The 19,717-nt window shown below is 31.9% G+C and carries 17 protein-coding genes; 8 read left to right on the top strand and 9 right to left on the bottom strand.

Features of this window, described 5'->3' with window-relative positions:
* Positions 1 to 324 precede the first annotated feature (324 nt).
* Positions 325 to 660, top strand: a complete 336-nt coding sequence (locus MW871_RS14360; protein ID WP_188051670.1) for a tRNA-binding protein — start codon at positions 325 to 327, stop codon at positions 658 to 660.
* 43 nt (positions 661 to 703) lie between these two features.
* Positions 704 to 1,207, top strand: a complete 504-nt coding sequence (locus MW871_RS14355) for a DUF2004 domain-containing protein (protein WP_248429130.1) — start codon at positions 704 to 706, stop codon at positions 1,205 to 1,207.
* Between the two features lie 196 nt (positions 1,208 to 1,403).
* Here the strand turns inward: MW871_RS14355 and MW871_RS14350 are convergent, their stop codons facing one another.
* Together MW871_RS14350 and MW871_RS14345 are read right to left on the bottom strand one after the other, a co-directional pair.
* Positions 1,404 to 1,784 carry a PUR family DNA/RNA-binding protein gene (locus tag MW871_RS14350; RefSeq protein ID WP_188051668.1) on the bottom strand — a complete coding sequence of 127 codons (381 nt, stop codon included), beginning with the start codon at positions 1,782 to 1,784 and terminating at the stop codon, positions 1,404 to 1,406.
* A 71-nt stretch (positions 1,785 to 1,855) separates the two neighbouring features.
* Positions 1,856 to 3,616, bottom strand: coding sequence for an ABC transporter ATP-binding protein (locus MW871_RS14345; RefSeq protein ID WP_188051667.1), 1,761 nt, complete (start codon positions 3,614 to 3,616; stop codon positions 1,856 to 1,858).
* A 205-nt stretch (positions 3,617 to 3,821) separates the two neighbouring features.
* On the opposite strand from MW871_RS14345, the gene MW871_RS14340 reads away from it, so the two are divergent.
* The 3 genes from MW871_RS14340 to yajC all read left to right on the top strand — a co-directional run bounded on the left by MW871_RS14340 (position 3,822) and on the right by yajC (position 6,322).
* Positions 3,822 to 4,928 (top strand): Glu/Leu/Phe/Val family dehydrogenase, encoded by a 1,107-nt coding sequence (locus tag MW871_RS14340; protein WP_188051666.1) that lies wholly within the window; start codon positions 3,822 to 3,824, stop codon positions 4,926 to 4,928.
* Between the two features lie 179 nt (positions 4,929 to 5,107).
* Entirely contained in the window at positions 5,108 to 6,019 is a 912-nt protein-coding gene (gene nusB / locus MW871_RS14335; RefSeq protein ID WP_188051693.1) for a transcription antitermination factor NusB, read from the top strand.
* 30 nt (positions 6,020 to 6,049) lie between these two features.
* Positions 6,050 to 6,322 carry a preprotein translocase subunit YajC gene (yajC, locus tag MW871_RS14330; protein WP_188051665.1) on the top strand — a complete coding sequence of 91 codons (273 nt, stop codon included), beginning with the start codon at positions 6,050 to 6,052 and terminating at the stop codon, positions 6,320 to 6,322.
* Positions 6,323 to 6,381: 59 nt separating this feature from the next.
* Here yajC and pepT read toward each other — a convergent pair whose 3' ends face one another.
* On the bottom strand, positions 6,382 to 7,629 hold the full coding sequence (pepT, locus tag MW871_RS14325; protein ID WP_248429129.1) for a peptidase T: 1,248 nt from the start codon (positions 7,627 to 7,629) through the stop codon (positions 6,382 to 6,384).
* A 138-nt stretch (positions 7,630 to 7,767) separates the two neighbouring features.
* Between pepT and MW871_RS14320 the strand changes: the two genes are divergently transcribed.
* Positions 7,768 to 8,790 (top strand): quinone-dependent dihydroorotate dehydrogenase, encoded by a 1,023-nt coding sequence (locus tag MW871_RS14320; protein WP_248429128.1) that lies wholly within the window; start codon positions 7,768 to 7,770, stop codon positions 8,788 to 8,790.
* On the opposite strand, the gene MW871_RS14315 is transcribed toward MW871_RS14320, so the two are convergent.
* Together MW871_RS14315 and MW871_RS14310 are read right to left on the bottom strand one after the other, a co-directional pair.
* Complete coding sequence (locus MW871_RS14315) at positions 8,773 to 9,483, bottom strand: DUF3307 domain-containing protein (RefSeq protein WP_248429127.1); 711 nt, start codon at positions 9,481 to 9,483, stop codon at positions 8,773 to 8,775. The genes MW871_RS14320 and MW871_RS14315 overlap by 18 nt on opposite strands.
* Positions 9,480 to 10,091, bottom strand: a complete 612-nt coding sequence (locus tag MW871_RS14310; protein ID WP_248429126.1) for a hypothetical protein — start codon at positions 10,089 to 10,091, stop codon at positions 9,480 to 9,482. Before MW871_RS14310 ends, MW871_RS14315 begins: the two co-directional genes overlap by 4 nt.
* Positions 10,092 to 10,263: 172 nt before the next feature.
* Between MW871_RS14310 and MW871_RS14305 the strand changes: the two genes are divergently transcribed.
* A complete protein-coding gene (locus MW871_RS14305; protein WP_188051660.1) occupies positions 10,264 to 11,127 on the top strand; it encodes a hydroxymethylglutaryl-CoA lyase in 864 nt (287 codons plus the stop codon).
* 222 nt (positions 11,128 to 11,349) lie between these two features.
* On the opposite strand, the gene MW871_RS14300 is transcribed toward MW871_RS14305, so the two are convergent.
* Positions 11,350 to 13,854: a cation-translocating P-type ATPase gene (locus MW871_RS14300; RefSeq protein ID WP_248429125.1), complete on the bottom strand. Its 2,505-nt coding sequence runs from the start codon at positions 13,852 to 13,854 to the stop codon at positions 11,350 to 11,352.
* A 161-nt stretch (positions 13,855 to 14,015) separates the two neighbouring features.
* Between MW871_RS14300 and guaB the strand changes: the two genes are divergently transcribed.
* A complete protein-coding gene (gene guaB / locus MW871_RS14295; protein WP_188051658.1) occupies positions 14,016 to 15,488 on the top strand; it encodes an IMP dehydrogenase in 1,473 nt (490 codons plus the stop codon).
* Between the two features lie 543 nt (positions 15,489 to 16,031).
* On the opposite strand, the gene MW871_RS14290 is transcribed toward guaB, so the two are convergent.
* The 3 genes from MW871_RS14290 to MW871_RS14280 form a co-directional block, all read right to left on the bottom strand.
* Complete coding sequence (locus MW871_RS14290) at positions 16,032 to 16,799, bottom strand: carboxypeptidase-like regulatory domain-containing protein (RefSeq protein ID WP_188051657.1); 768 nt, start codon at positions 16,797 to 16,799, stop codon at positions 16,032 to 16,034.
* Positions 16,800 to 16,887: 88 nt separating this feature from the next.
* Entirely contained in the window at positions 16,888 to 18,816 is a 1,929-nt protein-coding gene (locus tag MW871_RS14285) for a DEAD/DEAH box helicase (protein WP_188051656.1), read from the bottom strand.
* 204 nt (positions 18,817 to 19,020) lie between these two features.
* Positions 19,021 to 19,599, bottom strand: coding sequence for a non-canonical purine NTP diphosphatase (locus tag MW871_RS14280; protein ID WP_248429124.1), 579 nt, complete (start codon positions 19,597 to 19,599; stop codon positions 19,021 to 19,023).
* Between the last annotated feature and the right edge of the window lie 118 nt (positions 19,600 to 19,717).

Below are 19,717 nucleotides of genomic sequence, written 5' to 3'. Positions count from 1 at the left end.
CCTTCGTCTGGAAGTAGTTTGTTTTTATATAGACGAAGGTCTAATTGACAAAGGCTTTTGAATGTGAAAATTTAGCGACAAGCACAAAATCCTCTTTGAAAAAAGAGGTACATGTTGGCGGTACGTTTGAAAAGGTTTTCATAAACATTAAATTACACAGTGCAAAAGTACATTCATTTTTCGTTATAAATAACTTTTTTTTCTTTTTATGTTAATTTTAGCGTTCTTTATCAGTTCATTCTTGCTTCCTTCTTAAAAATAATGCCTTAAATATGTAGATTTAATTTTTTTTAAATAAGTAATAATGTAAAAAATCAAATTAAAATGGAACTAACTTGGAATGATTTTGAAAAAGTAGCTATGCATGTTGGTACTATTATGATGGTGAATGATTTTCCAGAAGCTCGAAAACCAGCGTACCAAATCACTATTGATTTTGGAGAAACGATTGGTATTAGGAAATCCTCTGCTCAAATAACGAAACGATACGCTAAAGCAGATTTAATAGGAAGACAAATTATCGCTGTAATTAACTTTCCTAAAAAGCAAATAGGAAAATTTGGGAGTGAATGTTTAGTTCTTGGTGCAGTAGGCGAGGATGGAGACGTAGTTTTGATCGCTCCTGATTTTAAGATCGAGAACGGATTGCGTATAGGGTAACTGATTATTAATAATATAATATAAATTAAATTAAATACAAAAGATGAATACTATTCAAAACTATAATTTACCAATTTTTGGAGAAATTGACATTAATAACTTAGAGGATTACTATCAAAAAGAGATTGTAATTAATGGTAATAAAATTGTTGCCAATTTAAGTTTTGACGAGAAAAACGTCACGGCAAAAAACTTTAAAACCATCGAAAAAGCATTATATGAAATTAATAAATTTGAAAATCTAGCTAAAACAGCAATTGAGAATGATTTTAATAACGGAACGGAAGTCAAAGAATATATAGAACAAAATTTAGATGAAATTGATTTTGAGCAATTAAACTTAAAAATAGATCATTCTGATTTTGTAAATTCAGTTGAAAATGAAATGTATAAAAAACTTCATTTAGTTACTGTTACTTTTTATCCAGAATATGATGAGGAACATATCGTTTTTGATTATACAATAGGAAAAAAACTAACAGATCTTTTGATAGCAGTTAAGTTTAATGATAATGGAGAATTGCAAGATCTAGTTATAGAAAACTAAAAAAAAAATAAGTGGGTTAAATTTTTAATCTATTTAAAGTCGTGTTTATATTATTTCTTTACAAAGAAATAATATAAACTCTACAAATTTGCTAATTGAAAAGTATTGGTAAATAATTTTCAATTATTATTTTATAAAAAAAAGTCCAAAAAAAACATTGTTTTTCTGGACTTTTTTAATTGTAAGTAAATAAAAATTAAATATCATCAAATTCTATATTGGTAAAAGTTGATGTTTGCGGTATAAAATCGTCATCTGTTTTTTCAGTAACGTATTCTTTCTTGAAATCTTTTTGGTGTCTTTCTGAAATTACTTCTTCTCCTTTGTGATTTAAGACATAAGAAGTCATTTCTTCTAGAATTTCTGCAAAAGCAGTAAAGTCTTCTTTATATAAATAGATTTTATGTTTTTTGAAGTGAAATGATCCATCTTCTTCAGTAAACTTTTTGCTTTCGGTAATGGTAATGTAATAATCATCTGCTTTTGTAGCTCTCACATCAAAGAAATATGTTCTTCTTCCAGCTCGTAAAACTTTAGAAAATATCTCTTCTTTTTCTAACATGTCATGTTCTCTCATAATCCTTTCTATCAATTTATGGTTGTTAACTAGTATCCAAAAATCTATAAAAAATATGTATTACACAACAATTAAAGCATTTCTTTTTCTGAAAGTTGCTTCAAATACAAAGCAGAATAATAACCTTCTTGATTTATCAATTGATTATGAGAACCTTGTTGAATAATTTGCCCATTATCCATAATGATGATTTTATCAGCATTTTTAGCTGACGAAACACGGTGACTAACTATTATGGTAGTTTTGTCTTTACAGATGTCATTTAGGTTATTTAATATCGTTTCTTCTGTCTGCGTATCAACGGCAGATAAACAATCATCAAATAGTAAAATTGGAGGGTTTTTTATAATGGCTCTAGCAATAGAAACTCTTTGTTTTTGTCCTCCAGAAAGTGTAATTCCTCTTTCGCCAAGAACGGTTTCATATTGCTTATTAAATCCCATAATGTTATCATGCACAACCGCACTTTTGGCAGCGGCTTTTACTTCCTCGTCTGTAGCATCAGCTTTGCCAAACATAATATTGTTCTTAATGCTATCAGAGAATAGGAAAGCATCTTGAGGAACGATTCCAATGCTATTACGTAAATCGAATAAGTTGATCCTGCTGATCTCGTTTTTATCAATGTTAATAGCCCCTTCGGTAACATCGTACATTCGTGAAATCAAAGATAAAATTGTTGATTTTCCCGATCCGGTTTTTCCTAAAATGGCTAAAGTTTCTCCTTTTTTTACAGTAAAAGAGATGTTTTTAAGCGCTGTTATATTAGTATCTTGATAAGTGTAACTTACATTTTCAAATGAAATTGAACCTTCAATTATAGATTTATTTTGATTCTTGTTTTTTATTTCGGGTTCTATTTTTAAAAACTCATTCAGTCTTTTTTGAGAAGCTTCTGCTTCCTGAACCATTGAGGAAACCCAACCTAATGAGGCTACAGGCCAAGTAAGCATATTGACATATAAAATAAATTCAGCAATTGTTCCAATGTTCTTTATAGTGCCGTCGATATACATTAAACCTCCAAAATAAATAACCACAAGGTTACTAATTCCTATTAAAGCTAACATCAAAGGACCAAATAAAGATTGCACTTTAGCTAAATTCAAACTTTTGCTTTTGCTTTCATTTGCCAAATTCACCATATTTGCTTGATGCTGATTTTCCATAGAGTAAGCTTTGATTACTCGGATACCAGAAAATATCTCTTGCGAAAAACTAGAAACTTTTGAGAGATACTGTTGAAAAATAGTACTTCTAACATTAATTTCAGAGCTTAATTTAAAAATAGCATAGGATAAAATAGGTAGAGGTAAGATTGTATACAGCGTTAGTCGTGGCGATACATTATACATATATACAATAACTATAGTAAATCGAATGACTGTATTAATGGTGTACATTACTGCAGGCCCCACGTACATTCTTACTTTAGAAACATCTTCACTAATACGATTCATTAAATCTCCAGTACGATTTTGCTTATAAAAGTTTTGAGATAAGTTTTCGTATTGACGGAAAACTTCGTTTTTCAAATCAAATTCGATGTGTCTTGACATTACAATTAAGGTTTGTCTCATTAAAAAAGTAAGAAAACCTGCAATTATCGTTGTGGCAATAATCAATAAGATATTCGAAATTAATTCGTCATAAATAACTGCTTTTGCCACTGTTTTATCTTTAGCAAAGGCTTCAATAACCTTAAATGATTTACTAATCAATTTAGGGGTAAAGAGCATGAATATTTGTGCGATTATGGTAAAAATAATTCCTAGTAAGAAACTGTATTTATATTTGACAAAGTATTTGTTGAGATAGCGTAATTCTTTCATTATTTTATGATATTCTGTGTTGAAATTGATTTATTTTTAGAATTAAGTTTCGAATTTGATAAATTCATTAAATAAACTAAAAGATTAATTTAATTATCGAATTAACGATTTTTTGACAAAACAGCAATAGATCTTTATTTTTTTGTGTAAATTTGAATTGTCTTTTTGACAAATTCATAATTTTATCACTATAAAAAATTACACTATGAACGCAGCTTTCACAACCGGGAAGGAACTTCAAAAAATGGATCCCGTTTTTGGCCAAATGTCATTTGATGATCACGAGCAAATTGTATTTTGTAACGACAAAGATACGGGTTTAAAAGCAATTATTGGTATTCATAATTCAGTTATGGGTCCAGCTTTAGGAGGAACAAGGATGTATAATTACGCAAATGAATGGGAAGCATTAAATGATGTTTTGCGTCTTTCCAGAGGAATGACTTTCAAAGCGGCAATTACAGGACTAGATATAGGAGGTGGTAAAGCGGTAATTATCGGAGACGCTAAAACTCAAAAAACACCCGAATTAATGCGTAAGTTTGGTGAGTTTGTTCACTCTCTAAGTGGTAGATATATTACTGCTGAAGATGTCGGAATGGAAACTAAAGACATGGATATTGTAAGAGATGTTACGCCATACGTTACGGGTATTTCTGAAGAAAGAGGAGGTTCTGGAAATCCTTCTCCAGTTACTGCTTATGGTGTTTTCATGGGAATGAAGGCGGCTGCTAAGCAAAAATTTGGCTCCGATAATTTGAGTGGTAAAAAGGTTTTAGTACAAGGAATTGGTCACGTTGGAGAAACTTTAGTAGAGTATTTGACAAAAGAAGGTGCTATTGTTACTATTGCAGATATCAATGAAGAAAAACTAAATGAAGTAAGTACAAAGTATCATTCAGAAATTTATAGAGGTGAAGATTTATATACAGCTGATGTAGATATTTATGCGCCTTGTGCAATGGGAGCAACGCTAAATGATGATACGGTGCGTAAAATTAAAGCAAAAGTTATTGCAGGTGCTGCCAATAATCAATTAGCAGATGAGAATATTCACGGTGCAATTCTTCAAGAAAGAGGCATCTTGTATGCTCCAGATTTCTTGATTAATGCAGGCGGAATAATTAATGTTTATGCGGAGTTAGCACATTATGATAAAGCTGAAATTATGCGTAAAACCGAAAATATCTATAACACTACTTTAGAGATATTCGATTTTGCAATTGCTAATAATATAACTACTCACAAGGCTGCTTTAACCATTGCTCAAAATCGTATTGATCAGAGAAAATTAGAGAATAGTAAGAAATAATTTTTTTCAGCAAACACCTATAACGATTCCATTCGTGACTTCGTAGTAGGTGTTTGCTGAATACTTTTAAAATAAGCCACTATATATTTTATTTTAAAAAAGGAAATTCTTATTTTTGCACCCTAATTAATAAAAGTTCTTACAAGGTGGTAAATAGAAGACACATTCGCGTCAAAGTTATGCAGTCCATTTATGCGATGCATCAAAGTGGTTCAGATAATCTAGAGAAAGAAGAAAAATTCCTTTTTTATAGCATCGATAATATTCAAGATTTATACCTTATAATGCTCTCTTCGCTTATTGAAATTTGTAAAACAGAAACTGTCTTTTTACATAAATCAAGCCTTAAGCATCTTGCAACTCCAGAAGAGCGTAAGCCGAACGAAAAATTCATCAAAAATCAAATTTTTCAAATTCTTTCCGAAAACAACTCATTAAGTATTGCGCTAGAAAACCGTAAAATTAATAATTGGTCTTTAAATGACGATTATATTTTATTGCTTTTGAGTGATATTAAAGCTAGTCAATTGTATGCTGATTACATGAGTAATGCTGTGAATACATTTGAAGAAGATCGACAATTTATCGTTGATTTGTTTATGGATGTAATTGTGCCTAATGAAAAGCTGTATGAATATCTAGAAGATGATAAGTTAACTTGGGTTGATGATATTCCTTTAGTGAATACCCATATTATTAAGCAATTAAAAGCAATTAAGTCTGGCGAAAATGATAATTTTAGAGTTCCAAAATTATTTAAAGACAATGAGGATAAGGATTTTGTAAAAGACTTGTTTAGAAAAACAGTTTTAAACGAAAAAGAATTGGCTAAGGAATATCTAGACAAAACACCTAATTGGGACAGCGAGAGAATTGCCGAGATTGACACTATTATCCTTAAAATGGCGATATGTGAATTTCTAAAATTCCCTTCAATCCCTGTAAAAGTAACACTTAATGAATATTTAGAAGTTGCAAAGGAATATTCTACTCCAAAAAGTAGTATTTTTATCAACGGAATTTTAGATAATTTAGTAAAAGAACTTGAGAAAAGTAAAAGAATCATTAAAGCTGGTCGTGGTTTAATGTAATAATTAATTAATAAAAAGAGAATTAAAATTATGGAACAGTTAACTCAATTTGCACCGTTTATATTAATGTTTGTGGTAATCTATTTTTTCATGATTAGACCACAGCAGAAAAAAGCGAAAAGCGAAAAAGAATTTGAAAGCACATTAAAAGTAGGTGATAAAATAATCACTAAAAGTGGTCTTCACGGAAAAATTTCTGAATTAGCAGATACAACAGTAGTTGTTGAAACGATGTCTGGAAAATTGAAAATGGAGCGTTCTGCTATTTCTATGGAAATGAGTGCTGCTTTGAGTAAAAAATAAGAATAAAGCAAAAATTAAAAATCCCAAATTTCAATTGAAGTTTGGGATTTTTTTTTGGTTTATTTAGATTTTTGCAATGCTGTTAGTTCAGCGATTTTTACAATTACCTCTATTGCTTTTTGCATACTTTCTGCAGGAACATATTCATATTTTCCATGAAAATTGTGTCCTCCTGCAAATATATTAGGACACGGTAAACCCATGTATGACAATTGAGAGCCATCTGTTCCGCCTCTAATCGGTTTAATTAATGGTTTAATTCCAATTTCTTTCATTGCTTTTTCAGCAATATCTACGATGTGTTTTACAGGAACAACCTTTTCTTTCATATTGTAATATTGATCTTTGATCTCTGTAATTACAATATCTTCGCCAAATTGCTTTGCAAATTTTTTATTAATCTTACGAGTAATTTTTTCAATTAATTCTTTACGTTTTTCAAATTTCTTCTTGCTGTGATCGCGAATAATTAATTCTAAAACGGTTTCTTCAATGCTTCCTGTTAAATGGTGAACGTGAAAAAAACCTTCGTAACCTTTAGTTTCTTGTGGTGTTTCTTCTGGCGGTAATTTGTTTATAAAGTCATTAGCAATCAGCATTGAATTAATCATTTTGCCTTTTGCATATCCAGGATGCACGCTTTTTCCTTTAAAAGTAATTTTAGCCCCAGCTGCATTAAAATTTTCATATTCAAGTTCTCCTACTTGACTTCCATCCATGGTGTAAGCCCATTCTGCGCCAAATTTAGCCACATCAAAATGGTGTGCGCCGCGACCAATTTCTTCGTCAGGAGTAAAACCAACTCTAATTTTCCCGTGCTTAATTTCAGGATTTTTGATTAGGAATTCCATGGCAGTAACAATTTCTGTAATTCCTGCTTTGTCATCTGCTCCTAATAATGTAGTTCCATCAGTAGTAATCAAAGTTTGTCCTTTGTATAACAATAAATCTTTGAAATAGTTAGGTGACAAAACTATATTTTTCTCAGCATTTAAGACGATGTCTTTGCCATCATAGTTAGGTACAATTTGTGGTTTAATATTAGCACCGCAAAAATCTGGAGAGGTGTCAAAATGAGAAATAAATCCAATCGTTGGTACTTCATGATCTACATTGCTAGGTAAAGTAGCCATTATATATGATTTATCATCTATTGTAACGTCTTGCATTCCAATAGTTTTTAATTCTTCTACCAATTTGTTGGCAAGATCCCATTGCTTTTTAGTGCTAGGTGTAGTTTCTGAATTTGCATCAGACTCAGTGTCAATAATAACGTAACTGATGAAACGATCTATAATATGTTGCATTTTACTTTGTTTTATGCAAATATAATCATTTTTTCAGGATCATTTTTTAGCGTTTAAAAAATGATTATATAAATTGTTTTGCAAATATTTATTTATCAAAGAGATAATTCTATTTTTGCACAACACAACAACACTATCATGTATAAATTAATTATTCGTCCTTTTCTTTTTTGTTTTGATCCAGAAAAAGTTCACTATTTCACTTTTTCGATGATTCGATTTCTGTCTAAAATACCAGGCTTAACTTCTGTTTTTAAGTCAATTTATTTAGTTGATGATAAGAGATTAGAGACAGAGGTCTTTGGATTAAAATTTAAAAATCCTGTAGGATTAGCAGCGGGTTTTGACAAAGATGCTAGTTTGTACAGTGAATTATCTAATTTTGGTTTTGGCTTTATTGAAATTGGAACGCTTACACCAGTTGGACAAGAAGGAAATCCTAAAAAACGTTTGTTTAGATTGAAAGAGGATTCGGCAATCATCAATAGAATGGGGTTTAATAACGGTGGCGTGAAAGAAGCCGTAGAACGATTGAAAAAAAATAAAGATGTTTTGATTGGAGGAAACATTGGTAAAAATAAGTTGACTCCTAATGAAAATGCAACACAAGATTATGAAATTTGTTTTGAAACACTTTTTGATTATGTTGATTATTTTGTAGTTAATGTAAGTTCTCCAAACACACCAAACCTAAGGGCTTTACAAGACAAAGAACCGTTGACTGAATTGTTGCAAACGTTGCAAAATAAGAATTTAGCAAAGCCAAAACAAAAACCAATTTTATTGAAAATTGCTCCCGATTTAACGAACGAACAATTGTTAGATATTATTGATATAATCAATCAAACTAAAATAGCAGGTATTATTGCAACAAATACGACTCTTTCTCGCGAAGGATTAACGTCGGTAAATAAAATAGAAATGGGTGGGTTATCTGGAAAACCTTTGACAAAGCGTTCAACAGAAATTATTCGTTTTTTATCTGAAAAAAGTAACAAATCATTTCCTATAATTGGAGTAGGAGGGATTCATTCAGCTCAAGATGCTATAGAAAAACTAGAAGCTGGTGCAAGTTTAATACAATTGTACACTGGCTTTATTTATGAAGGTCCTGCTTTAGTAAAAGCGATTAATAAGGAAATTTTAAAAAGAAAATCCTAAACTCAATTGTACTAGGATTCCAATTAGTAAAGCAATGCCAAAACTCAACAACGTTCCAATTAGTACGTATTCAGTTAGTTTTCGGTCTTTGGCTTCTTTTAAATCACCAAATCTAAAAATTGATTTTGCAGCCAATAAAAAACCAATTGCTTCAAAATGACCTGTTAATATAAAAATTAAAATAAAAAGACGCTCGAGAACGCCTATGTAGTTTCCAGCATTTTGTAGTGATTTATCTTTACTTTTATTCTCTGGTGTCCAGATAGAAATAATATTTTTTATAATTATCGATGTAGGTTTGGTGAGAAAAAATACAGCAGTAATTACGATCCAAAATTGATTTCCTAGCGCTTCGAAATTTATACTAGTTTTAGTATAACTAAAGGCAATAACCAGAATTAGTATTGTGTTTAGGCTCTGCTCTACAGTAAACCAGTTTCTTTTTGTTTTTGATGTTTGATACTGTAGTTTTATAATAGCTACAAACCCGTGAATAATTGCTAAGATTAGGGCAAACCAACCAAAAGAAAGTTCTCCAACAAAGATCCAGGATAGTAAAAAATGCAGCGCAATATCTATATAGAAATAAAGGCTTTTGTGCTTTTTATGCTCTTTGACTTTTATCCACGAATTGGGTTGTAGTAAGAAATCAGTTATGAGGTGTGCTAAAATTAATTTTACAAATACAATCATGCTGTAAGGGTTTTAATTTTTTTTCTAAAATAGCGATCTACTTGAAGAACTAGTTCGTAATTAGAACGCTTTTGTCTTCTGCTCACAGCAGCTTGATTTATACCTAATTTAAAACCTATTTCCTCTTGAGTGGCAGTTGGATTTTGAATAGCAACTAGTATAAAAGTAGCAGATTGCTGAAGCCAATTGTCCATGAAAGATAAACTTAATTTTAATATTAAATTTAATTCTTCGTCAAAAAGGGAATCGTTTGAATTTACGATTAAATTTATTTTTTGTTTTTTTAAATTTTCAAATTTTTCGCCAGAACGAATAAAAGCAGTTCCGTTGCTTTCTGTTATTTTTTTTGATTTATAGGTTTTACTTCCAAATCCGATGCTCATTCTCACATCTAAACGAATCGACTTAAAAAAAGCTTTAATTTGAAATGCTATTAATAAAGCCTCTTCGGGATTTTTTATTTCCAACTGAAACTCATCTCCACGATAAATTTCCCAATCATTTGGGGTTTTTCCAAATTGGGATAAAAAAACTTTTAGATCGTCCATCCATTTCTGAGATGGGAGTTTTCGTGAATTGATAATATCGGCAGTAAGTATTGCAATCATATTTCAAATATAAATTAAAAATTTAAATTATATTACATAAATAAGTAATATTTTAAATTATTACCTAAAATTGTAATACTTATATTTATTACTTAAAATTGTAATATTTTTTTTTTGTTAATACGATAAAACGATTTCGTAAAAACAATTTCTTTAGTATCTTTGGCTGCCTATGAAACCAATAAAAATTATAGAATGTCCACGTGATGCAATGCAAGGCATCAAACCGTTTATTCCTACTGAGAAGAAAGTAGCTTATATTCAATCTTTACTACGTGTAGGTTTTGATAGTATAGATTTTGGTAGCTTTGTTTCGCCTAAAGCGATTCCTCAAATGCAGGATACTGCGGAAGTTCTAGCACAACTAGACTTATCTCAAACTCAAAGTAAATTATTGGCTATTATTGCTAATACTCAGGGAGCAAAATTAGCTTCTGAACATGCTGAAATACGTTATTTAGGTTTTCCGTTTTCAATTTCTGAAAATTTTCAGATGAGAAATACACATAAAACAATAGCAGAGTCATTGATTACGCTTCAAGAAATTTTAGAAATTGCTGCTAGTAAAGATAAAGAAGTGGTGGCTTATTTGTCAATGGGTTTTGGAAATCCTTACGGAGATCCCTGGAATGTGGAAATCGTGGGCGAATGGACTCAAAGATTAGCAAATATGGGAGTTAAAATTTTATCACTTTCTGATACAGTAGGAAGCTCTACTCCAGATGTGATTTCCTATTTATTTTCAAATTTAATTCCTGCTTATCCGGAAATAGAGTTTGGAGCTCATTTGCATACCACTCCTGATAAATGGTTTGAAAAAATTGATGCTGCCTACAAAGCAGGTTGTCGTCGTTTTGATGGTGCGATTCAAGGTTTTGGAGGTTGTCCTATGGCTACTGATGATCTAACAGGTAATATGCCTACGGAGAAATTATTATCCTATTTTACCGCTCAAAAAGAAATTACTAATTTGAGTCCGATGAGTTTTGAAAGTTCCTATAATGATGCTTCAAAGTTGTTTGGTGAATTTCATTAGAAATATAATTTTCATATAAAGTCTTTTTCTCTATAACTCCGATTGAAAACGCTGTTTATTTGCGTGCTTTTTTCTTTTCTTTTATATATTTTTAAAATAAAATGGAACTATCGTTTTAACTTAAAGTTTAGCAGAATACTTATCAAAATTATTTTATAATCTCAATCCATATGCGGTTTTAGACTCTATTTTTGATTTTCGTAATTATTCAATAAGCAATAGCTATTTATTATATTTCATTTTTTTTCTTTTGAATACTTTGTAAATTTCTATCCATAATACTGATATCGAACCTACCAAAATACTTAATCCTATTTGTAGACCAGAAAGGCTTTCGAATTCGAAAAAGTTGGCGAATAAAGGAATGAAAAGTAAGCAAGCTGTTGTTACAATAGTGGTAGAAATAATCAGTAAAACCAAATTATTTTTATAACGCAATGTTGTAAAAATGGAGTAATAAAAAGAACGGTTGGTAAGGGTTAAAAAGATGTTTGCTGAGATTAAAGTTATAAAAACCACAGTTCTTGTACCATCTTCAGAAAACATATTGGTTACACAATACTGATAAACAAACAATAAACCAATTGTTATAACGATTCCTTGAATAATGCTAATTGTGATTTCTTTGAGTTTAAAGAAAGTATTTGTAATTGGCCTTGGTTTAAGCTGCATCAAATTGCTTTCCATTGGTTCGTTTTCATAAATTATTGAGCAAGTTGGCCCCATAATTATTTCTAAAAAGATAACATGTACAGGAGAAAAAATATTAGGATAAATCCATCCCAATGCTAGTGGAATGAAAACTATTAATATAATAGGAATATGTATTGAAATGATATACTGAATTGCTTTTTTTAGATTGCTATAAATTTTCCGACCCATTGCAATGGCTTCAATCATTTTAGAAAAATCATCATCAATAAGAATTAGATTTGCGGCTTGTTTGGCAATTTCAGTACCTTTTTTTCCCATAGCAATTCCGATATGAGCTGATTTTAGTGCGGGCCCATCATTTACGCCATCTCCAGTCATTGCCACAATTTGATTATTATCCTTTAATGCTTTAATGATTTTTAGTTTTGCTTCGGGAAACATTCTGGTAAAAATTGATGTTTCCATTACTCTTTTTCTTAGAGTTGTTTCGTCCATTGCCATTAATTCATCTCCGTTTAATGTTTGGTCGGCATTTCTAAAACCAATTTGCTTGGCAATTGTAGCGGTTGTTTCTGCATTGTCGCCAGTCACTATTTTTATTTGAATACCAGCTTTATATAAGGTTTCGAATGTTGCTTTTATATTTGCTTTAGGAGGATCGTAAAAAGCTACTAATCCTTTAAAATCAAAAGTGAATTCTTGCTGTTTTTTTGGATAATCAGTGCCAATAAATGAAGCAATTCCAACTCCTAAAACACGATAACCTTCTAGAGCCATTTTTTTCATCGCTGCTAATATGTCTTTCGTTTCTTTTTCAGATAAGTTTGACGTTGCTATTAAAGCTTCTGTAGCGCCTTTAGCTGTAATAATTCGGGTTCCTTTAAAATCCTCGAAAACATGTGTCATCATTGGAGGTTTACCATCTAATGGATATTCGTGTACTAATTTAAAATTAGGCCGTTCGTCTGTTACTTCTAATTTTGAATAGGCATCATGAAGCGCTATTTCCATGGCATCATAAGGAATGGGTTCGCTTGCCCACATAGCAATAGTTAGTAATTCAATACTATTTGGATCTGTATAATTTTCTTTTATAAGGTTGTCGGATATAGTGTAGCACTGCGCTAGAGTCATCCTGTTTTCTGTAATCGTTCCAGTTTTGTCTGTGCAAATTACATCGGCACTTCCTAATGTCTCGACCGTTTTTGTCTGTTTTACAATAACTCCTATTTTCATTAATCGCCAAGAACCTAACGCCATAAAGGTGGTAAAAGCCACAGGAATTTCTTCTGGAATAATACTCATCGCTAACGTCAATGCTTTTAATAAGCTATCAAGAAGCATTTTTGAATTGTAATAGTTAATGATCCAGACCAAAATGAAAATTCCTAAACCTACCAGCGACATTTTTTTTACGAAGCTTCCTATTTGAACTTGAAGCGGTGTTTTCTCTTCGACTATAGCTTCTAAACTTTGACCAATTTTACCTAACTGAGTTTGGTTTCCAATAGCAATTACTTTGCAAATTGCTAAACCACTTGTAACAATAGTTCCAAGAAAAACAGAGTCATTATTCGTATTTTCATTTTTGAACACTGCCATTGATTCCCCAGTCAGAATAGATTCGTTAACTGCAAAATCATTAGATTGAATAATAGTAGCGTCGGCAGGAATAAATGTGCCTTCTTCAGTTTGGATCAGATCACCAATGACAATCTCCTCGCTCGGAATTTCTGATGTTATTCCGTTGCGAATGACTTTGCTTTTAGGTTGCGAAAGTTTCTTTAAATCGTTAATGGCAGATCTACTTTTAGATTCCTGATATAGCGAAATGGCAGAAACTAATACGATAGCCATTCCCATAAAAATACCGTTGCCGTAATCACCAGTTATAAAATAAATACTTGTTGCAGTAAGTAATAATAAGAACATTGGCTCTTTTATCATTTCAAGTACGGAGTTCAAAAAAACATTCTTTTTTTGTTGAATAATAGTATTTGATCCAAATTTTGTTCTAGATTGTACTATTTCTTCATTTGAAAGACCTTTGAATTGCTTTTTTATTTCAGTCATTATAAATAAATATATTGGAGAATGGTTTAGAATTACGGATGCGAATTTTTGTCAAATAATTGACTTTGAATTGCAAATTAATTAATTATTCTAAGATTTAACTGTTTTTTCGCTTAAGATTGTCTATATTTGCACGCAATTAAACTCCAACTACAATTGCAATGATCGCACACAACTCTAAAATTATCGGTGAAGGATTAACTTACGATGATGTTTTATTAGTTCCTAATTACTCAAATGTGCTTCCTCGCGAAGTGAGTATCCAATCAAAATTTTCTAGAAATATAACGCTTAATGTTCCTATTGTATCTGCTGCTATGGATACAGTTACTCAGAGCGCAATGGCAATAGCTATGGCTCAAGAAGGAGGAATTGGTGTACTGCACAAAAATATGACTATAGAGCAACAAGCGGCTAAAGTTAGAAAAGTAAAACGTGCGGAATCTGGAATGATTATCGATCCTGTTACTTTACCATTAACTTCGACTGTTGCAGACGCTAAGAATGCGATGAAAGAATTTGGAATTGGTGGTATTCCAATTGTGGATGATAACAAAATTTTAAAAGGAATTGTTACGAATAGAGATTTGCGTTTTGAAAAAAATAGTTCAAGACCTATTGTTGAGGTAATGACTACTGAAAATTTAGTTACTGTTCCGGAAGGTACTTCACTAGAACAAGCAGAAATTGTTTTACAAGGACACAAAATAGAAAAATTACCAGTTGTAAATGATAAATATGAATTAGTTGGTTTAATTACCTTTAGAGATATTACCAAACTAACTCAAAAACCAAACGCCAATAAAGATAAATTTGGACGATTAAGAGTTGCTGCTGCGTTAGGAGTTACTGCTGATGCTGTCGAAAGAGCAACAGCTTTAGTTAATGCTGGAGTTGATGCTGTAATTATTGATACTGCTCACGGACATACAAAAGGAGTAGTAGACGTTTTGAAAGCGGTAAAAGCTAAATTTCCAGAATTGGATGTTATTGTGGGTAATATCGCTACTCCAGAAGCGGCCAAATATTTAGTCGAAAATGGTGCTGATGGTGTGAAAGTTGGTATTGGTCCAGGTTCAATTTGTACTACTCGTATTGTTGCAGGTGTAGGCTTTCCTCAGTTCTCTGCCGTTCTTGAAGTAGCTGCGGCTATCAAAGGTACTGGAGTTCCTGTAATTGCAGATGGTGGAATACGTTACACAGGTGATATTCCTAAAGCTATTGCTGCAGGTGCAGATTGTGTAATGTTAGGTTCGTTGCTTGCTGGTACTAAGGAATCTCCTGGAGAAACTATTATTTTTGAAGGAAGGAAATTTAAATCATACCGCGGAATGGGATCTGTTGAAGCAATGCAAGAAGGTTCTAAAGATCGTTATTTTCAAGATGTTGAAGATGATGTGAAGAAATTAGTTCCAGAAGGAATTGTAGGTCGTGTTCCTTATAAAGGTGAATTAAACGAAAGTATGCAGCAATTTATTGGTGGTCTTCGCGCAGGAATGGGATATTGTGGTTCCAAAGATATTCCTACTTTACAAGAAACAGGTCGTTTTGTTCGTATTACTGCTAGTGGAATCAACGAAAGTCACCCTCATAATGTGACAATTACTAAAGAAGCTCCTAATTATTCAAGGTAAATTTAAGCTCAAAATATTAAAAAGGCTGTTAAGAGTATTCGAACTCTAAACAGCCTTTTTTATTTGTAATTAGTCTCTTTTCGGAGCATTTTTCTTATCTCTTTTTTCTTCTTTCTTTTCCTTTGCTGTTTTTAAAGGCTCTTTTTTCGCAGTTTTCTTTGCGTCTTGACTTTTTGCCATGATAATAGATATTTAAAATTAGTTCTTGTTATGTAAGTAAATGTATGTAATCTTTTTTGATTTTGAAACTGAATTTACTTTAAAAAGACCTTTTCTTTATCTAATTAGTATAAGTCTTTTTCTGTTTCGAAATTTAATGATTTATTTTAAAATTGTACAAGATGAAATTTAATTTTTACTTTTATAAAGTACATTATCCTTACAAAGAGATTTTTTTTTGAAAGTAGTTTTTTAATCACCATAGCTCTAAACGGCCATGGGATTTTTTTATTGGAGAATTGTAATAACTTGAATTTCTTTCAAAAAATAATTCCTCAACTACTTAGTATAATTCAGGAATTATTTTAAATATTTAAAATCACTTTATTTTTTCTTTAATACTTTATATTCTTCATAACATCCGCTAATAGCATCCATAATTTGCAAGTCATTAGCTGTTTGTATGAATGATTCGGAGTAATTACAGCGTTGTAAAATTTCGGCTATTTCATTTTTATCTACTCCTAATAGTACGGCAATCATTTCTCTATCAAATTTAGATTCTAAAAGATTACGAACTGTATCGTCTTTCTTCATTTCTTTAAGTTTCTTAAGTTCTTTGGGATTTTTGCCAAAAAAGTTATAAAGAACATCTGCAGGGTTAAAGATAGATCCTAATACCCTTCCAAAGGCATTTGGAGAGTATTCTCCCGCCTCATATCCTTGACTAAGTCCAGAAATACTGTATCTGAAATTTTCTTTAACAGGAATGATTTTAGTGTCAACTTCTAGATAACCTGTTAGGTTAAATGGGCGAATGACTACTTCCTCTAGCGCTATGGCTTTTTCTGTAAGTTGTATTTTTGTGCTTTTATTTTTTAACCAGTCATTGGTAACTCGAACACGAAGGGATTGAAATCCTAAACTCGTAATGTGTAAGGTGTCATTTACTTGCACATCTAGCTCAAAGTAACCGCCTAAATCGGTAGTTGCTCCTCTTACTTTATTTACATTAATGATGTTAACGCCAACTAAAGGTTCTTTAGTCGTATTACTGATTATGATACCATTAACTTTCTGGGAGGGTTCTTTAACTTGCGCAATCGCAGTTGAGGAAAGTACTAAAAAAAAGAAAACTACAAAATATTTCATATGCTAATTTAAAACTTTAAAAGTAATAAATCAAGATTGAATATTTTGTAGTTTCCTTATATAATTATAAGAAGATTAACAATGCATGTTAGTCTCTTCTTGGTCTTCTTGGTCTTGGTGAATCACCAGATCCTTCAGAACGTCTTGGAGCTCTATCAGAAGAACCTTCCGTTCTAGGTCTGTCCGATGTAAAGCCACCTTCTCTTCTAGGAGCAGATGAACTTCTTGGTCCAAAACCACCTTCTCTTGGAGCTGAATTTCTATCACTTCTAAATCCACCACCTGAAGAACCTTCTCTTCTTGGTGCAAAACTACCTTCTCTTCTTGGAGCAGCACTTCTTGAACCACCAAAACTTCCACCTGAACTTCTTCCATTGTGATCACGTCTTCCACCACCATCATTTTTAGAAATTTCAACATTGATTCTACGTCCTTCTAATTGTACGTTGTTCAATATTTCCATTACTTTATCCGTGTGTTCTGGATCTGTGTTAAAGAAAGAGAAACCTTCTTTTACGTCTACTTTGAAAACGTCATCACGACCTAAGTCTAATGTTTCTTTCAAGTAGTCTTTTAATGACATCCAATCAAAGTTATCTCTAGAACCAATGTTCACGAAATATCTTGTTGCGCCACTATTATTGTTCTCTCTTGGAGCTCCATCTCTATCATCACGCTCGCGTCTTTCGCCAGATTGAGAAGAAATGTCTCTGTTTTTCTTGTAATAATTGATAAAACGGTTAAATTCTACCGATACCATTTTCTTGATTAATTCCTCTTTCGATAAATCTTCAAGAACGCTATTAATTGCAGGTAAGTAGTTGTCAATTTCGTGATCAACTTCAGTATCTTTAATTTTTGTAGCTAGGTGTAACAATTGAATTTCGCAGATTTCAATTCCAGAAGGGATTGTTTTTTCTTCGAATTTTTGTTTGATGATTCTCTCGATAGAAGAAATCTTACGCAATTCACTTTTAGTAACAATTACAATAGAAGTTCCTAATTTACCAGCACGACCAGTTCGACCTGAACGGTGATTGTACGTTTCTATTTCGTCAGGTAATTGGTAATTTACTACGTGCGTAATATTGTCAACGTCAATTCCACGTGCAGCAACGTCAGTAGCTACAAGCATTTGGATTTGTCTTCCACGGAAAGATTTCATTACACCATCACGTTGCGCTTGAGATAAATCTCCGTGCAAAGCAGCAGCGCTGTATCCATCTTCAACCAATTTTTCGGCAACAGCTTGAGTATCACGTTTTGTTCTACAAAAAACTACTGAGAAAATGTCTGGATTAGCATCAGCTAAACGTTTCAAAGCTTCGTAACGATCACGTGCATTTACTAAGTAAAATTCGTGAGAAACTGTAGCTGAACCTGAATTTTTAGCTCCAACTGTAATTTCAATTGGGTCTTTCATGAATTGTTTTCCAATACGTGCTACTTCAGCAGGCATTGTTGCAGAGAACAACCATGTGTTTTTGTCGTCTGGCGTAGTCGAAAGGATGTTTACGATATCTTCGTAGAAACCCATGTTCAACATTTCGTCAGCTTCGTCAAGAATACAATAGTTAATTTGAGAAATGTTAACCAATCCTCTATTAATCATGTCTTGCATTCTTCCTGGAGTTGCCACAATAATTTGTGCACCTCTCTTTATGTCTCTCGCTTGTTCTGTAATGCTAGCTCCACCGTAAACTGCTACCACATTAATACCTTTTTCGTATTTAGAGTAGTTTTTAATTTCGTTGGTAATCTGCAAACACAATTCACGTGTTGGAGATAAAATTAATGCTTGTGTGTTTCTGTTGTTAGCATCAATTTTTTGGATAACTGGAAAACCAAAAGCTGCCGTTTTCCCTGTCCCTGTCTGAGCCAACGCAACCATATCTGTATCTTTTTCCAATAATAGGGGAATCGCTTTCTCCTGTACTTCGGTCGGACTTTCAAATCCTAGATCTAAAATCGCCTTCAGTAACGATTCACTCAATCCTAATTGTTCAAATTTATTCATATGTATTTTTAAAATAGGGTGCAAAATTACTGTTTATAATTCATATAAACTAATGCTATTTTAAGAATTAATGATTTATTGTGATTTGATTATCAGAATGTTAGGATTTTATTTAAGAATTGGTATTTTTTATTTACTCAAATTTAAGTGAAATTCATGCTTTGAATAGGATATTATGTTGTAAAAAACCTATTTTTTGCCTACTTATTTGATTCCTATTAAAAATTTAATCAAATCTTGGGTTGCTTTTCCTCTGTGACTGATTTCATTTTTTATCTCTAAAGATAATTCTGCAAAAGTTTCTGTATATCCCAATGGGCGAAAGATAGGGTCGTATCCAAAACCTTTGTTTCCAGTTTTTTCTAAAGTGATTTCTCCTTCTGCTATACCTGTAAATAATTGTTGTTTACCGTTTATGTTTAGTGCAATTACGGTTTTAAATTGTGCTTTTCTATTATTTTTATCCGATAAATTGTCTAATAATTTATTCATATTATCTTCAGAACTCCGCTGCTCTCCGGAATATCTTGCAGAGTAAACACCTGGTTCCCCATTTAAAGCGGAAACTTCAAGTCCTGTATCATCAGCAAAACAATCATACCCATATTTTTTTGTTACATAATCCGCCTTCAGGATAGCATTCCCCATAATGGTATCTGCGGTTTCTGGTATTTCTTCTAGGCAACCAATGTCTTCTAGACTAAGAATTTGAATGCTTTCGGGAAGCATACTTTGAATTTCTATAATTTTATTTTTGTTGCTGGAGGCGAAGACAATTTGCATATTTTTACTATTGAAATTTTTAACTTTCAAATATACATTTTTGGATGTTAGATTTTGGGTAAATCATCCCAGAATCCATTTTTAAATTTAAACTTTTAAACATCAATTTTATAATAGT

Origin of the sequence: Flavobacterium pygoscelis (genome assembly GCF_023162025.1) — a bacterium.
Taxonomy (GTDB): domain Bacteria; phylum Bacteroidota; class Bacteroidia; order Flavobacteriales; family Flavobacteriaceae; genus Flavobacterium; species Flavobacterium pygoscelis.
The sequence above is the reverse complement of the archived record's forward strand: the minus strand, read 5'-3'. Positions and strand labels throughout refer to the sequence as shown.

Coding starts and splice junctions, on each gene's coding strand:
- MW871_RS14340 (WP_188051666.1), top strand. CDS start 3,822: ATGAACGCAGCTTTCACAACCGGGAAGGAACTTCAAAAAATGGATCCC.
- nusB (WP_188051693.1), top strand. CDS start 5,108: ATGCAGTCCATTTATGCGATGCATCAAAGTGGTTCAGATAATCTAGAG.
- MW871_RS14280 (WP_248429124.1), bottom strand. CDS start 19,599: ATGCAAATTGTCTTCGCCTCCAGCAACAAAAATAAAATTATAGAAATT.
- yajC (WP_188051665.1), top strand. CDS start 6,050: ATGGAACAGTTAACTCAATTTGCACCGTTTATATTAATGTTTGTGGTA.
- MW871_RS14290 (WP_188051657.1), bottom strand. CDS start 16,799: ATGAAATATTTTGTAGTTTTCTTTTTTTTAGTACTTTCCTCAACTGCG.
- MW871_RS14285 (WP_188051656.1), bottom strand. CDS start 18,816: ATGAATAAATTTGAACAATTAGGATTGAGTGAATCGTTACTGAAGGCG.
- pepT (WP_248429129.1), bottom strand. CDS start 7,629: ATGCAACATATTATAGATCGTTTCATCAGTTACGTTATTATTGACACT.
- MW871_RS14350 (WP_188051668.1), bottom strand. CDS start 1,784: ATGAGAGAACATGACATGTTAGAAAAAGAAGAGATATTTTCTAAAGTT.
- MW871_RS14305 (WP_188051660.1), top strand. CDS start 10,264: ATGAAACCAATAAAAATTATAGAATGTCCACGTGATGCAATGCAAGGC.
- MW871_RS14315 (WP_248429127.1), bottom strand. CDS start 9,483: ATGATTGTATTTGTAAAATTAATTTTAGCACACCTCATAACTGATTTC.
- MW871_RS14345 (WP_188051667.1), bottom strand. CDS start 3,616: ATGAAAGAATTACGCTATCTCAACAAATACTTTGTCAAATATAAATAC.
- MW871_RS14355 (WP_248429130.1), top strand. CDS start 704: ATGAATACTATTCAAAACTATAATTTACCAATTTTTGGAGAAATTGAC.
- MW871_RS14320 (WP_248429128.1), top strand. CDS start 7,768: ATGTATAAATTAATTATTCGTCCTTTTCTTTTTTGTTTTGATCCAGAA.
- MW871_RS14360 (WP_188051670.1), top strand. CDS start 325: ATGGAACTAACTTGGAATGATTTTGAAAAAGTAGCTATGCATGTTGGT.
- MW871_RS14300 (WP_248429125.1), bottom strand. CDS start 13,854: ATGACTGAAATAAAAAAGCAATTCAAAGGTCTTTCAAATGAAGAAATA.
- MW871_RS14310 (WP_248429126.1), bottom strand. CDS start 10,091: ATGATTGCAATACTTACTGCCGATATTATCAATTCACGAAAACTCCCA.
- guaB (WP_188051658.1), top strand. CDS start 14,016: ATGATCGCACACAACTCTAAAATTATCGGTGAAGGATTAACTTACGAT.